Genomic DNA, 16,015 nt, shown 5'->3' on the forward strand with positions numbered 1-16,015 from the left:
ACCTAATCAGCTAATGTTACCCTTAAAATTTCCTCTGTCGTTGTTATACCTTGCCTAACTTTTAACAAGCCATCGTCAATTAAGAAAATCGTTCTGTTCTTTATTGCAATTTCTCTAAGTTTAGTGAAAGATTCTCCGTTCATAATAACTCTGCGCATTTCATCGTCTATCTCTAGCAGTTCATGAATGGCAACACGTCCTTTATAACCTGTCATATTGCAGGTTCCACAGCCTCGACCACGAATGATTTTATCAATTTTTATTCCTCTTCTAGCAAATATCTCTACTTCTCGTTTTGTAGGTTCATGTGCCTCACCACAATCTCGACACACTCGTCTTACGAGACGTTGCGCAACTACACCACTTAGAGACGAAGCAACTAAGAATGGCTCTACTCCCATATCTACTAATCTAGTAATTGTACCTAGTGAATCGTTTGTATGAAGAGTACTTAAAACCAAATGCCCAGTTAATGATGCTCTAACGGAAACTTCAGCTGTTTCCTTATCACGAATCTCCCCAACCATTATAATATTAGGGTCCTGACGTAGTATTGCTCGTAAACCTGCAGCAAAGGTCATTCCAACATTTGAATTAACTTGGATTTGGTTAATTCCATCAAGCTGGTATTCTACTGGATCTTCAATCGTGATGATATTTACATCTTCAGAGTTTAAATTATTTAAGGCAGCATACAATGTAGATGATTTACCGGATCCAGTTGGCCCAGTAATTAACACTATTCCTGTTGGACGTTCTATTAAGCTAAGGAAACGTTGTAGATTTACTTTATTAAATCCAAGAGAATTAAGGTCATTTAACGCATTACTTAGATCCAAGACACGCATTACTATCTTTTCACCATATACAGTTGGAAGTGTAGAAACACGCAAGTCAATCGGATGAAAGTCCAGATTCAACTTAATCCGGCCATCCTGAGGCACACGGCTCTCAGTTATATCCAAGTTTGACATAATTTTAATACGGGCTGTTAAGACACCTTGCATATTTTTAGGTAAGGAACGTTCAGTTCGTAGTACACCGTCCACCCTATACCTTAATATTACTTTTGTTTCCTGTGGGTCGATGTGTATATCACTCGCACGTTGCTGAACCGCATTTTGCAAAATTTGATTTACCAATTTTACTACTGGTGAGTCATCATTCGTTATACGTTCTTCTTCTACTTCTTCAACAGTATCGTCCTCAATATCGATGCCATCACCGATATCATAGAACTTTGTAATAGCTCTTAGTATTTCATCCTTAGTCGCAATCGCAGTTTCAATTTGAAAGCCAGTTTTTAAACGTAGGTCTTCAATAGCAAAAAAGTCCATAGGGTCTGCCATTGCTACAAATAGCTTGTCCCCTTCCCGCTTTAACGGAATAAGCTTATAGCGTTGAGCAAGTTGCTTTGGGACCATTGAAGTGACGGCTGGATCAATTGGATATCGAAACAAGCTTACATGTGGAATACCCAATTGGAACTCTAACACTTCAATTAGTTGTTGTTCAGTTAAATATCCTTTTTGTAATAAAGCATCTCCGAGTCTCTGAGTTTCAGTTTTATCACGTAATGCCTCTTGTAGTTGTTCTTCAGTAATTAAACCTGTTTCAACTAACAAATCACCAATCTTTTTCCTTACTTTTTTCATGGGTGCTCACCCCTCTACAACATGTCTATTTTTCAGTGTTTTCTTTATCCCATAAAGAACCATCATTCTCTAGTTCCGATTCTTCGTCTTCATCAATTGTAGGAGTATCATTTTGATCCTGTAATTCATCAATAATATCCGCAATTAGTTCTTCAGGATCAAACAGACCATGAACCTCAACGCGATGAATTGGTTTATAATAATCTTCCGCAAGCTTAACCTTATCAAGCTCTTTATTGCTTTGCTTAACTAAACGGGAGACGGTGACAAGCACTCCGTCTTTACCCTTCTCTTTCACTTCAGATTTCCCGTATTTAACTAAACTTGAGTATTGTTTAATCGTTTTTGGCTTATATACTTCTTTTTCACCCAAAATTATTTCATACTCATTAGGTAGCTTTGCTCCAATTAGCTCTAGTTGTAATCCTTCTCCTGTTAAAGCGAAGGTTAATTTATACTGGAATGGATTGATATTATAAAAAATTAAATCTTTATTTCCATCTATTTTTGCTTCATAGCCTAGTTTTGCATATGCCGGCAACTCATCACTTATATGTCTCTCGATAATTTTAAAATTTGTAGGTAGAATTGTTTCGTAAATTCCTGTTGCGATAATACTTAATGCTTCATCTGTAAAAGCAAGTCCGTTCGTCTGGGCAACAAAATCTGATAAAGAGAATGATTGTGCCGGGCCAATTTCAATAACGCCAACGTCCTTCACCCATTTATTCACTTCAGTCTCGTCTTTAATATTTGAAATAGTCGCTTTTGAAATAACCTGAGTCTCGTCGACAATAATGTAGCTAACTAAATTGATTTCTAGCGGTTCTGGGTCCAATCGACCTGCCTTTTCTGTTAAGACATTGATTAATTCCTCGTGTTTAAAATCATCTAAGTTTTTCTTGGCTAATGTTTGAACAGCCATTTCTAAACGCTGTTTATTAATAACTGAAGGAAACACATTTACTGTACCGTTTGATGCAGCTTGTACTATTTGATCAATAGGAAATACAAAAAGCTCATCTTTTGTGAGCACTTCTTGATTATCTCCGTTAATGATTGTTATATTACCAACGGTATTCCATTCTGTAATTTTAGCTCGTAGTAAGTTCTTAGCTTCATCTTTTGTCAACCCTGAAACGTCCACTGGACCAATCATCGTGCCTTCGGTAAATAGTTCTCCAGAGAAATATGTACGATACGTACTAGCACCCACATGTGAAAATGTAAAAATAAACAAGACACATGCTATCATTAAGGCAAATATTTTAATTTTAAACTGATATCCCACACTTGTTGCCCCTTTCTATCAGGCTACCGTTCTTCTATTTTTATTTTCTATCGAAACTTAAAACCTCTAACGTTTCCATTTCTGATTCAGAGGAGATTTCTTGTTCCTTATTCGCTATATCATCTTCATATGTTTCATTTAATACAACTTCAAGTTCCTCAAGATCTGAGAAAAGAGGATTTGCTTCGAAATCAATGGGTACAGTTTCTTTTTGTTCAACAAAGTCTGTGTTTTCTTGAAGAATTTCGTCTATATTATGTATGAAGTCGAGACTTCCTACATCTTCTTTATCTTTATCTTCACTTTTATTGGTCTCAATCTCTTCATTTATTGAAATTTCATTTAGCCAATCTTGTTCCTCAAAACTATCATCTATTGAAACGGCAACTTCCTCATGAACAGAAACCTCTTCCTGTACTTCATAGTTTTCAACGAAATCAATAGTAGAATCATCTATAGTCTCATCAACTTGGTCATGGTCTGGAACTAATTCATCTATGACTTCCTCAGTTTTGATATTGTTTTCATTGTCTTCAGTATTAATAGTTTTATCGTTGCCAACAAACTTTACAGGGATAAGTTTTTTGGATTCCACTTCTTGGTCTTGAATAAGTAGTTCCTTTTTTCTACTTGTCATTGACTTACTATTTTTAGGAACTTGCTTTTTAATTTTATCTACTAGCAAAGTAAAAACAATAACTAGTAAAATAGTAATAAGCCCAAGCTGTAGCTTTCCTATAAAAGGCTCAGCCACAATACCTACAATACCAAGACAAAAAGATAGTAACAATATCACAAATTTTGTCAGTGGTCTAACACCTAAAGGAAGCAGTAATATAATAGGAATAAGGATAATAAAAGCGATGCCAGAAAAGATATAAGTCACAAATCGTTCCACCTTTATAGTTATTAATGCCCATTTTACAAAATTATCTATATTAATCTACATTTTATCTTATAAAACCAAATTATTAAAGACGAATCTACACGAAAATTGTAAAAAAATGAAAATTTAGTAAACATATCTCTACATATGAGATAAGTTGTCGTATAATAATAGAAAGTAGGCAAAAAGTAGGTGAATATATGCCAAAAGCACGGAATCAAGGTTTTACATTAATCGAACTACTAGCTTCAATAGTAATTATTACAATAATACTTACGGTTTTCATGAAATTCTTTTCACAGGCAATTATGTTTGCTAATCAAAATGAGGAGACACTAACTGCATCTAATGATGCTAGAGAAGTACTATCTTTACTTCAAGAGAATCATAGATCAATAGATGTTCTAAAAAGCATTACTGAGAATGGTGGAATTTATAACCCGGACGGAACAGTAAAGACAAACACAGTGATCACAAATACCGATACGTTAAAAAAACTTTTAAATCCATGGAATGAAATGAGTGGATTGGTTGTTGACGATATAAAATTGTCTTTAAAAGACGGACCAAATAATCTTGTAGAAGTAAAAGTGGAAGTGATGACACCTGATGATAGTAAAGTTCTATCCGAAACATTTGGATATGTTCCAAAGAAAAGAACAAATACAATATTTAATCTTTCAGAATTACCAAGTTCTTCTGCTAAAGGAAAATTAAATATTTGGACCGGTTTAACTGAGGAGTCAATTTTTATAGAACCTGATACCTACGATATTGCTTTTCAAATGAAGAATTCAAATCATAACCGTTTTTCTTCGATTACTTTTACAGAAGATGGTGATTCTTCCTATTACTCTATCAAGAGAGAGATTGATGAATATACGATTAAAGGAACACTACTATTTAGATCACCACATAATAATGGGGGATTCGGCATATTAGTAGACGGTACTTTAATGAAACCGACTGACACAATTAAATCACAAACTGAATACTTAAATGAAAATGGCTTTATGATATCGGTGATTCCCAAAGATAATCAAGTCCATTTGAGTCTTCGTAAGGATGGCAAAGAAGATACTTCATGGATTAAAATTACAAAGCAAATTGCAATGCAAACTGGTACAAGTATAAACTGGCAGTTACCTGTACAATTAGAAATTAAAGTACAAAATGCGTATTCAATTAACAACTCCCTTGACCCATTGTCAACCACGAGAGTATATACCATGGTTCTTGCACAGGGAAGTACAGTGAAAACACAGCCGATACTGTTTCAAAGCGACACTATTAATTTAGCAAAAATAACGTCATATGATTATTATTCCAAATACATTGGCCTTAGGTTGTGGAGTAACAGCAGTACCAGTTTTAATGAAATAAAAATATTCCGCTAGAGGGGAATGTTATGAAGAGTATTGATAATCAAAAGGGATTTACACTAATTGAATTACTTGCCTCTCTGGCCATCTTTGCTATTATTGCAGGTCTTGGTACTGGAATTTTACTTAATAGCATGAATTATTATGAAAAGAGTAAGAATAAGCTTTCTCTAGGACAGGAAGCGAATATCCTGCTTAGTCAAATAACAAACTTACACCAGACATCTGATGAATACGTACTCTCCTTTAATTCAACAACTGGTGAAGTTAAATTGAATTCTGAAAAGGTGGGTAAGCCCAATCTTTCCTATGAAATACTTGCTGGAGCGAAGGACTACTCAAGCTTTTCTGGTGACCTCCTTGTTAAGACTGACCGACCTTTATATATAAAACTCAATGTTGAAGATACAGAAAACTCGTTATCTTACAGTGTTAAAACAGTGATAAATCGGAAGCAATAAGGAGGGAATTACCATGTATTTTAGAAATGAAAAAGGAAATACACTTCTATATGTCCTTGTTACAATAACTTTACTTTCAGTATTTGGAACAGTACTTTCAGCGCAAGCCTTAAGCGGTTCAGAACAAGTACAAAAAACGGAAAGTTTTCAGCAGGCAACCGATGCGGCAGAAATGGGTATTGATCATTTTTATAGGGATTTTAAAGTGAAAATTAATAATGTTGATTTAAGAAATAATACTTGTACAACAATAATCAATACTGCAAATACCATTATCAATTCTAAAACAATTGATTCTAATACTTCTTACAAGATTACTTTTGATTCTGACCCAAGTAAGAATTGTTGGTTTAGTCCAGATGAAGGGAAGTATAAATTTAGCTTTTTAAGCACTGGCTACATTAACAAAAACGGAACACAGGTCTCTGACAAAACTTTAACTGCAACGTTCCCAATACAGATTAATAATCTTTTCCCACCTAAGCCTGAAGGGTTTGACGATTGTGGAAGTGCAAGTGAACCATGTATTCCCACAGGTACTAACACTTATACGTATGACAAAGCTTATTTTCCAAATGGATTGACTATCGCTGATAAATCAACAATCATTGCAAATAGTATTTATACAAATGGAGATTTAAACATTAGTGGTTACAATAATACAGATGAATTAAGAATTAAGCATGATTTATTCATAAACGGTGGTTCCCTCTTCCATAACCATGCAGACGCTATTGTTGAAGGTAACTTTTATTTGAATGGAACCTTCCAAGAGAATAACCATGGAGAACTTATTGTAAAGGGTAATGCTTACTTCTACCAAGACATTTTAACAAAACCACACTCCTTTATCTGTGTAGAAAAAACCTTAACACTGTCTGAAGTAACAAAAAATGTCTTAGGTGTTACTTTACTTGGTCCAGGACAAACATGTGATTCCATTAATAGTGTAGGAAACGGCAATGGAAATGAAGTTACAGGGGTATATGCTAAAGAAATTAGGATTTTTAATTCCGATGAAAATATTTTAATTAATGACAATGATTTAGAAGTTGATTATACAGGGAATTAAGCATACGTAAAGAAGCTCATATCGCCTAGATATGAGCTTCTTTATTTCACATACTCCGCAACCCTATTCCTGCCCGCCTGCTTCGCCCCAACATACATAGCACGATCAGCATGACGTAGGAGCTCAAGCGAAGTTTCTGCATCATATGGTGCAGTTGCGAATCCAATGCTCGCCGTGATACGAACCATTACTCGCTTTTGACTTTGGTTCAAATCATCTTCGATAGTAAATGGCCGATTAGAGATCATTTGTCTGATCGTCTCGGCAAGTTCATAACATGCACCCTTTTCTGTATCCGGTAATAATATGACGAACTCTTCTCCTCCATACCTTGCGACTGTTCCTATGTTACCAATTAGATGTTTAAGTCGTAAAGCTAATTCTCTCAAAACATCATTTCCACTTTGATGTCCGTAAGTGTCATTGATGGCTTTGAAATGATCAATATCTAATAGTATTAGTGATAGTGGTCCAGTTTTATGATTGTCTAGTTTTTTGAACTCTGTTTCTAGTACTTGTTCAAAGTACCGGTAATTGTAGACTCGAGTTAATGAACATATCTCACTTTTACTCTTGGTTTCTTCATGATGTCTAGCATTTTCAATTGCTACTGCTAGATATGTTGATAGGATATCAACGATCATTAACTGGTACTTTTCATAGCTTCGTCTTTTGTTTGAGGCTAGTGCAAAGACACCTACCACTTGTTTATTTCTTATAACAGGAACACAGATGACACTCTCAGCCGAATCTGGTAAATAACCTTCAGTTATATCTCTAAATTCTTTTTTCGTATTATAAAGGATTGCTTTCTTCTCTTTCCATACCCTACCTGCAATACCTTCTCCCATTCGTAGAGGAGGATATGATTGGTCAGTTTGATTATCCGTAGAAAAACTTCTAATTACATGAAGTTCCCTATCCTCCACAACATCAAGTATGTATGCATAATCAACAGGGAGCATTTTACAAATTTTTTCTATAAACACATCTAGAACCTCTTCAACCTTTAATCTTCCTGCAAGTTGATGTCCAATTTCAGATGCTTTTTGCAAATAATCATTAATTCGTTGACTAGAATAATAGAGTCGTAACATGAATGACAAACTAACAAGAGGAATTCCAACGTAGAATAATGCTATTAATCCAACTTCAATATATAACATGTATAAGACAAGACCTACTGGGAAATGCAGTAAAATAGTTGCGCCTTCCCAAATGACATCATTCGTTATAAATGGTTCTTTTTGAGGATTCTTTGATAATGTAGCTTTGATCACACGTAACAACGCATGGTTAGTGATAAATCTAGTAATCTGATATCCGATTACAGGGATCAAGAATCCAGGAGACGACATATCAATTACTCCATGTGTTCCACCTAGTAAATAAAAGACCACTGCTGCAAGAAATGAAGTTAAAAAGAATAAAAAGGAATTAAGTGGTATCCGGTATGAATCCTTTACTCCAATTCTTACTCGAATTAACAATAATACTAAAGCAATTTGTGTAATTAAGACTTCGATAAATAATCCAAAGAAGAGGAAAATCGCTAGAGTAACACCCTCTGTAAACATAATAGGAACATTGTTTACAATGATAGGTAAAGCAGAGATTAGCCCAGTAAGTAGCAAGAAGCTTATAATATCGATCTCAAATCCAGCAAATACTGGTTCTGTATTCTGATACAATAACCACATGCTTATAGGAAATAGCAAAAACCATGCTAACCAAAGGCCATGTCTAACTCTATTACTTACCTCCATCACGTTTTCCTCCTCTCATTTACATCCTATGATTATTTTACCAAATTTTCAGATACATGTCTTCATTTTAGTTCTTTTTTCCTATCATTAATTTTTAGTTGATAAGATATAATGCCGTACATTTGAAATAAAATAAAGTGACCCAGTTATTAGCAACACTTCATTCTCACTGTTAGAAAGCTTATTCTTACTTATTTCAATTGCTTCTATCCAATTCTCTATGACACGTATTGAATCACTAGCTGATGAACTTTCATATAGGTCTTTTGAACTAGCTGCTCTCGGAAAGTCAAAACTAGTAAAAGTTAATGAGTCAGCTACTTCTTCAAGCTGAGATATCATGTTATCTAGTTTTTTATCCTTCAATGCACTAAATACAACATGGACTTTCTTATCTGATAAATGTGTTTTAATAGTATCCACCAAGCTCTTAATTCCCTCTGGATTATGTGCACCATCAATGATAATAGGTGGTTGTGTTGATATTTGTTCAAACCGTCCTACCCAGTTTGTTTCTTCTAATCCTTTAAGAAGTTCCTTTTCTGAAATCTTCGCTACACCTTCCAGTACTAATAACTTAATTGCCATAACAGCCAAGCTAGCATTATTTACTTGGTGTGCCCCCTTCATTGATAAGAAGAGATTTTTATATGTATCGTTTGGTGTCTTAAGTGAAAAAAGTTCTCCTTGCTCAGAAGGCTTATGATCCACAATAAAGAAGTCCTTGCTTAATTGATAAAGAGCACTGTTTGTCTGTTTTGCCTTCTGGCTTATTACTTGAATAGCTTCCTCTTGATCAACAGCTGTAATAACAGGCTTTCCCTCTTTAATAATCCCTGCTTTCTCACTTGCAATCTCAGTTAATGTATCACCAAGGATGTTCATATGATCATACCCAATACTTGTAATAATTGAAAGCATCGGTGTAATGACATTCGTTGAATCAAATCTGCCTCCTAGTCCGACCTCCATGATGACAAAGTCTATTTCAGGGTTTGTACCAAAATAATAAAGTGCCATAGCTGTAATGACTTCAAATTCAGTTGGTCCACCAAGGTCAGTTTGTTCCAATTCATCAGCTAATGGTTTGATAACTTGTAAAAGAGAAACAATCTCTTCATCACGAATCGGTTTTCCATTCAAACTGATTCTTTCATTAAAGCTTTCAATATAAGGAGAAGTAAATGTACCTACAGAATAGCCTGCCTGTTGTAAAATGTTTCGAAGATAGCTAACTGTAGAACCTTTACCATTAGTTCCTCCAACATGAATTGCTTTAATTTTTTTCTCTGGATGGTTGAGTCGTTCCATCATCCACTCCATCCGTGATAAGCCGGGCTTTATACCAAGTCTTAATCGACTATGAATCCAAGATAATGCATCTTCATATGTATGAATCATTATTTGTTCCTCACTTTATGCATAAGTAGAGACGAATCTACTAGTAGATTCGTCTCTTGTGTATCCTTACCCTTTTAATTCTGTAATTCTTGTGCGAACTGCATCACGTTTTTCGATGTAGTCCTTCTCCTTAGCGCGCTCTTCTTCGATTACTTTTTCAGGAGCTTTTTTAACAAAGCCTTCATTGCCTAGTTTCTTTTGAACTCTTTCAACTTCTTTATCAAGCTTTTCAAGTTCTTTTTCCAGGCGTTTGATTTCTTCATCAATATTGATAAGTCCTTCAAGTGGAAGAGTCAATTCTGCTCCAGTTACAACCGCAGACATTGCTTTTTCTGTCGAAGAAATCTCCGTTGCGATAATTAATTCACTTGGATTACAGAATCTTTCAAGGTATGAACGATTACTCTCAAGCTGTTCCAATACCTGATCATCTTTTGCCTTTATGTGAAGCTTAATTTGCTTACTCATTGGTGTATTAACTTCGGCACGAATGTTTCGAACTGAGCGAATGATATCTACCAATAAACGCATTTCTGATGCAGCGTTTTGATCAGTATACTCTTCTTTAACTACTGGCCAGTTTGCAATTGTTATGGATTCGCCATGATGTGGCAGGTTCTGCCATATTTCCTCGGTAATAAACGGCATGAACGGATGTAAAAGTCGCATTGTGTGATCTAATACATATGCCAAAATTGAACGAGTTGTTTTCTTAGCTTTCTCATCTTCACCGTATAGAGGAAGTTTTGCCATTTCAATATACCAATCACAGAAATCGTCCCAAATGAAGTTGTAAAGTACGCGACCAACTTCTCCAAATTCATACTTATCAACTAGCTTTGTAACAGAAGCAATTGTTTCGTTCAAGCGAGTTAAAATCCATTTATCAGCAACAGATTTTTCTCCAGTAATGTCGATATCTTCATACTTCATATCGCCCATATTCATCATTGCAAATCTTGAGGCATTCCAAATCTTATTTGCGAAGTTCCAAGTTGACTCAACTTTTTCCATACTGAAACGTAAGTCTTGACCTGGTGAACTTCCTGTTGATAAGAAGTAACGTAGAGAGTCTGCACCATATTGAGCAATTACATCCATTGGGTCTACACCATTACCAAGAGATTTACTCATCTTACGCCCCTGTGAGTCACGTACTAAACCATGAATGAGTACATCCTTGAATGGACGTTGACCTGTGAACTCAAGACCTTGGAAGATCATCCGAGATACCCAGAAGAAGATGATATCATAGCCAGTTACTAATACATCTGTTGGGTAGTAACGCTTGAAGTCTTCTGCATTTACGTCTGGCCAACCCATCGTTGAAAACGGCCATAACGCTGAGCTGAACCATGTATCTAAAACGTCATTGTCCTGTGTCCAGTTTTCAATGTCTGCTGGAGGCTCATGATCTACATGTACTTCTCCAGTTTCATTGTGATACCAAGCTGGAATTCGATGTCCCCACCATAATTGACGGGAAATACACCAGTCACGGATGTTTTCCATCCAATGTAGGTATGTTTTTTCAAATCGATCAGGTACAAATTGTACTTTTTCTTCCTGAGCTTGAAGCTTAATTGCTTCATCCGCTAATGGTTGCATTTTTACAAACCATTGAGTTGATAAATATGGTTCAACAACAGCACCACTACGCTCACTATGACCAACTGAGTGCATATGATCTTCTATCTTGAAAAGGACACCTTCTTCTTGTAGGTCCTTTACGATTTGTTTTCGACACTCAAAACGATCAAGTCCTTGGTACTTTCCTGCATTAGCATTCATTGAGCCATCTTCATTCATAACTAGAACGCGCTCAAGATTATGTCTGTTTCCTACTTCGAAGTCATTTGGATCATGTGCTGGAGTTATTTTAACTGCTCCAGATCCAAATTCCATATCTACGTAATCATCGCCAACGATAGGGATTTCTCTACCAACGATTGGGAGAATAACAGTCTTGCCAATTAAATGCTTAAATCGTTCATCTTCTGGATGAACAGCAATCGCTGTATCGCCTAGCATTGTTTCTGGACGAGTTGTTGCAATTTCGATATGACCGCTTCCATCTGCTAACGGATATCGCATATGATAAAATGCACCTTGAACATCTTTATAGATAACTTCAATGTCTGAAAGAGCAGTCTTTGTAGCAGGATCCCAGTTAATAATGTATTCACCACGGTAGATTAGACCTTTTTTATATAGAGTGACGAAAACTTCACGAACCGCTTTTGAAAGACCTTCATCAAGTGTGAAACGCTCTCTTGAATAATCTAATCCAAGCCCCAGCTTTGACCATTGTTCACGAATATGACTTGCATACTCTTCCTTCCACTTCCATGTTTCCTCTACGAATTTTTCACGACCTAGATCATAACGTGATTTTCCTTCTTCACGTAGCTTTGCTTCCACCTTAGCCTGTGTTGCAATTCCTGCATGGTCCATTCCCGGTAACCAAAGTACATCATAGCCCTGCATTCTTTTAATACGGGTTACGATATCTTGTAATGTCGTATCCCAAGCATGACCTAAATGCAGTTTACCAGTAACGTTTGGCGGTGGAATTACGATTGTATACGGTGTTTTGTTAGCATCACCAGTTGCTTCGAAGAACCTTCCGTCTAACCAATACTGATAACGTCCCGCTTCAATCGCTTGCGGGTCATACTTGGTTGATAATGTTTTTTCTGTTGTTTCCATATGATTTCCTCCTTACTAGTACCTAAAAAAATAAAAAACTCCATTCATCCTATTAAAAGGACGAATGGAGTTAATTCGCGGTACCACCTTTTTTCATAGATATGTTACTATCTATGCTCTCAATAAAGATAACGGCTCTTCACCGGCTTTTACTACTGAAGATTCATAAAAGCTACTCATGGGCGACCTTCCAACGTAACAGTCCTAAGAAATCTCCCAGCAAATGATTTCTCTCTCTGAAGGTGTGACGATGTACTCTTCCCAATCCATGTAATTAAGATGATTTAATTTATTATATAATCTACTACAAATGTTACCTAATTGCAACCTCTATAGTCAATAAGGTTAACCAAGTTTTTACTACTTTATTCATATGCAGAGTCAGCGTGACAAACTTTTTTAAAACATTTAGCGGAACTTTTCATGATTCCTAAGCATAACCTAATTATAGGAGTTCTCGAAGGGAGCGAAACACCATGAGAAGACGAATTCGAAAATATGGCTATCCTCCATGGCTGCGATATACTCGTGATGTTTGTGCACAGTTTATCATTCCGATTGTAATCGTACAGGGAGTCCGAACGATTTTTCTACCAACATCGTTTGATGTCATATTCCTAGCACTTCTAATAGTATTTGCTGCTTCATTGCATTTAGATTGGATCTAAAAAAATCCCATACAGCGCCTATGTATGGGATTCTTCTTCTTCAGTATTTAATTCTTCTTGCTTTCTCTTATCTTCTGCCTCAAGAATCTTTACAGCTACATATTCAATGTTTTTGGTAAGCCAATAGGCTCGTTGTAACTGTTGGACATGCTCTCTCTCACTTTTGGTTCTATTTTTCTCGTAATTTTTAATACAACGATATATTGGTTCAGGGTATGATAAATAGCTTAGAAATAAATAAATCTCTTCATCTCGTAACGGATTGTGTTTCCGATATGTTTCATACCATTCAACACAGTTTTCACATAGAGTTGGATATGTTTTTAATAATCGATAATAAAGACTCACTAAGTCATTAACAGGATTCCCATAAGCTGATTTCTCAAAGTTAGATAGATACCCTTTTCCATTATCATCAAAGAGGAAATGTGAATCAGATAAATTTCCATGGGTGAGTGCGGTACGGAAGGTCTTACTTTCTTGCACTTTGTCATACCAGCAATCAAGTTGATTATGTGCAAACCGACTAGCAAGGCTAACCTCATAAAAATACGTGCAAAATTGTAGTTCAAAGGGGGACATATACCATTTCTTTTCAGCTTGTTCTACGAATGACTCGAGATATTGATTTTGCTCCTCCCACTGATTAACAATTCCCTCAAAATGACTCGTAATTTCATCCTCTTCTATTGTTTGTTTTCTCGATGTAGTAAGATGAACCCTTGCTATCTCCTTAAAAATCACATCATTACGTGTGACACGGTCAGTTGGTTCATGGTTCTGTATCCACGGCATTAAATAATGATAGTTTTGACCGTAATAGACGAGATACATTCCATCTCTTGTAGGATAGATCGGTACCGCTCTCGTATAGCCCTGTTGAAATAATTGCTGAAGAAAGACTGGAAAATGTAAATTTATTTTCTTTGTTATTGTTTTAAGCGCGAATACACCGTTTCTCGTTACGACCTTCTTTATCTTTCCATGGTCTTCTATATGTGTAGGCTGCAAATTATATTTCTTTAAGATGGGCCCATAATTTCCGACCTCATTCTTTGCCATGAGGACCACCCGCTCTCTATACCTATTTATTGATAGTGTTTCAATCCACTTAAATAACAAAACAGGTGAGGGAGTGCCTCACCTTATTTCCTTTAAATATTTACCTGAACAGGAATGTATAAAAGCTGTCCTTCTGATAAAGAATCTTCATTTAGGGTGTTTACTCGTACTAATTGCTGAGTAGAGATTTCATAGCGCTCCGCAATTTTATCTATCGTATCACCACTTTGAACAATACAAATCTTCATTGTTGTATGTTCTTCTACTTCATCTCTACCAAATATTTTCGTAAGAAGTAATTCATTTTCGCTTCTTGTAGAAGATTGATTACTAGCTTCTGCAGTTTGCTCTTTCTCTGATCTTTCCTCAACTGCTGTTACAGTTTCTTTATTAGGGTTATCTGATCCGAAAGTAAGCTTATTATCATGTCTTGCTTTAACCTCAATTTGTGGTGTTAGAGTAGCCACCACTTCTTCTTCCTTCTCCTCTATCACTTCCTCGACTTGCTCTTCAACAACCTGTAAAAGTTCCTCAGGCTCCTGATATGCCTCTCTTCTCGCTTCTACTTCAAAAGGTACGAATAAATCATCATCAGCTTCTTCCTGGTGCGAATTATTTGTTTCACTGACCTCTTCTACCTCTTCATTCTCTGGTTTATGTAGCACTACTTCATCTGGTGATTGCAGTACTACTTCCTCTTCCTCGACTTCTTCAGAAACAGGTTCTTGCTCTGCCCTCACTTCTTCAAAAGTCTGTTCTTGTACAGGTTCTTCCTCAAAAGAACTGCTCCGAACGAGCTCTAGCTCTTTTTCAGGAGCTTCGACCTCTTGAGATGCCACAGGAAATGCTTCTCTAGCTGGCTCTTCAACAGGATCATCTGGTGGTGGTGTGGTTTGCGTAACATTTTGAATTCCACTTATAGACAAATCCGCAATAATTTGCAGACAGCCACGTTTTGGAAGTTCATAATCAAATGCTTCGATAGATACATATACTTCATCAAGACTCTGAACACGGTTTTGAGGAATCGTGATGTCAACAGGGAATCTATGATTTAATACACTGATTCCGTCTTCACGAGTTTTCACCTCATTTACGAGTCTTACCGACGTAAAGTCGCGTTCTTCCTCTTCAGAAGCATTTTCATCTATTCGATATTCACCAGTTAGTTGTAATGCACCGCGAATGGACACATATTGATCATGCTCTTGAATCACAATATCTGGATCAAGAGAAATTGAAACAAGCTCTGAGACTTCCTGTCCCTTTTGAAACCAGACTGATTCCTCAACCGAAAATCGTAAGTTTTCAGATGACAAAGCTACTCCTCCTTTCAGTCCCCTTCTATACTTATTTACTATGACATTACAATTTTTATGATGATTTTAAGGGAATTATGATAAGTTCTTTAAATAATATGTGGGAGAACAAAATATCAGTAGATAAAGTGGAGGCTGTAATGAATTGTTAATAGTGAAGAATTGTTGATTTTTGAAAGTACTTACGAATAATTTTAATTAATGCCGAAATAATCCTGAAAACAACCGAATTAATTTATTTATGTTGAATTGAGAACATTATTGTCGGATTCTCACGCTTTATTGCCGAATTCTTCTATCCAGCTCCTATTACAGCAGGAAAAGTAGCCTTTGAATGCAAAAA

At 36.0% G+C, this 16,015-nt stretch carries 12 protein-coding genes and 1 other annotated feature; of the genes, 4 read left to right on the top strand and 8 right to left on the bottom strand.

Going from position 1 to position 16,015, the window contains the following annotated elements; all coding sequences use genetic code 11:
• Positions 1–2: 2 nt before the first annotated feature.
• From AB3M96_RS03400 to AB3M96_RS03410, 3 genes are read right to left on the bottom strand one after another with little or no spacing between them, the layout of a single operon-like run.
• Positions 3–1,655: a GspE/PulE family protein gene (locus AB3M96_RS03400; RefSeq protein WP_412966158.1), complete on the bottom strand. Its 1,653-nt coding sequence runs from the start codon at positions 1,653–1,655 to the stop codon at positions 3–5.
• Positions 1,656–1,680: 25 nt separating this feature from the next.
• Positions 1,681–2,946 carry a VanW family protein gene (locus AB3M96_RS03405; protein ID WP_412966159.1) on the bottom strand — a complete coding sequence of 422 codons (1,266 nt, stop codon included), beginning with the start codon at positions 2,944–2,946 and terminating at the stop codon, positions 1,681–1,683.
• A 40-nt stretch (positions 2,947–2,986) separates the two neighbouring features.
• The gene (locus AB3M96_RS03410; protein WP_412966160.1) at positions 2,987–3,832 is read right to left on the bottom strand and encodes a hypothetical protein; all 846 of its coding nucleotides are present in this window, start codon (positions 3,830–3,832) and stop codon (positions 2,987–2,989) included.
• 200 nt (positions 3,833–4,032) lie between these two features.
• Between AB3M96_RS03410 and AB3M96_RS03415 the strand changes: the two genes are divergently transcribed.
• From AB3M96_RS03415 to AB3M96_RS03425, 3 genes are read left to right on the top strand one after another with little or no spacing between them, the layout of a single operon-like run.
• Positions 4,033–5,229, top strand: coding sequence for a prepilin-type N-terminal cleavage/methylation domain-containing protein (locus AB3M96_RS03415; RefSeq protein ID WP_412966161.1), 1,197 nt, complete (start codon positions 4,033–4,035; stop codon positions 5,227–5,229).
• A gap of 11 nt (positions 5,230–5,240) precedes the next feature.
• Positions 5,241–5,675: a PulJ/GspJ family protein gene (locus tag AB3M96_RS03420; protein WP_412966162.1), complete on the top strand. Its 435-nt coding sequence runs from the start codon at positions 5,241–5,243 to the stop codon at positions 5,673–5,675.
• Between the two features lie 13 nt (positions 5,676–5,688).
• Complete coding sequence (locus tag AB3M96_RS03425; protein WP_412966163.1) at positions 5,689–6,747, top strand: type II secretion system protein; 1,059 nt, start codon at positions 5,689–5,691, stop codon at positions 6,745–6,747.
• A gap of 41 nt (positions 6,748–6,788) precedes the next feature.
• On the opposite strand, the gene AB3M96_RS03430 is transcribed toward AB3M96_RS03425, so the two are convergent.
• The 3 genes from AB3M96_RS03430 to AB3M96_RS03440 all read right to left on the bottom strand — a co-directional run bounded on the left by AB3M96_RS03430 (position 6,789) and on the right by AB3M96_RS03440 (position 12,623).
• Entirely contained in the window at positions 6,789–8,513 is a 1,725-nt protein-coding gene (locus AB3M96_RS03430) for a sensor domain-containing diguanylate cyclase (RefSeq protein WP_412966164.1), read from the bottom strand.
• 87 nt (positions 8,514–8,600) lie between these two features.
• Entirely contained in the window at positions 8,601–9,914 is a 1,314-nt protein-coding gene (locus AB3M96_RS03435) for a bifunctional folylpolyglutamate synthase/dihydrofolate synthase (RefSeq protein WP_412966165.1), read from the bottom strand.
• A 66-nt stretch (positions 9,915–9,980) separates the two neighbouring features.
• Complete coding sequence (locus tag AB3M96_RS03440) at positions 9,981–12,623, bottom strand: valine--tRNA ligase (protein WP_412966166.1); 2,643 nt, start codon at positions 12,621–12,623, stop codon at positions 9,981–9,983.
• Positions 12,624–12,676: 53 nt separating this feature from the next.
• Positions 12,677–12,901 (bottom strand) — a binding site (T-box leader).
• Between the two features lie 198 nt (positions 12,902–13,099).
• Between AB3M96_RS03440 and AB3M96_RS03445 the strand changes: the two genes are divergently transcribed.
• Positions 13,100–13,291: a hypothetical protein gene (locus AB3M96_RS03445; protein WP_412966167.1), complete on the top strand. Its 192-nt coding sequence runs from the start codon at positions 13,100–13,102 to the stop codon at positions 13,289–13,291.
• Positions 13,292–13,309: 18 nt separating this feature from the next.
• On the opposite strand, the gene ysxE is transcribed toward AB3M96_RS03445, so the two are convergent.
• Together ysxE and spoVID are read right to left on the bottom strand one after the other, a co-directional pair.
• Positions 13,310–14,353: a spore coat protein YsxE gene (ysxE, locus tag AB3M96_RS03450; protein WP_412966168.1), complete on the bottom strand. Its 1,044-nt coding sequence runs from the start codon at positions 14,351–14,353 to the stop codon at positions 13,310–13,312.
• A 92-nt stretch (positions 14,354–14,445) separates the two neighbouring features.
• Positions 14,446–15,672, bottom strand: coding sequence for a stage VI sporulation protein D (spoVID, locus tag AB3M96_RS03455; protein WP_412966169.1), 1,227 nt, complete (start codon positions 15,670–15,672; stop codon positions 14,446–14,448).
• Between the last annotated feature and the right edge of the window lie 343 nt (positions 15,673–16,015).

Source organism: Ferdinandcohnia jepli, assembly GCF_047246645.1.
GTDB lineage: Bacteria > Bacillota > Bacilli > Bacillales > Bacillaceae_L > Ferdinandcohnia.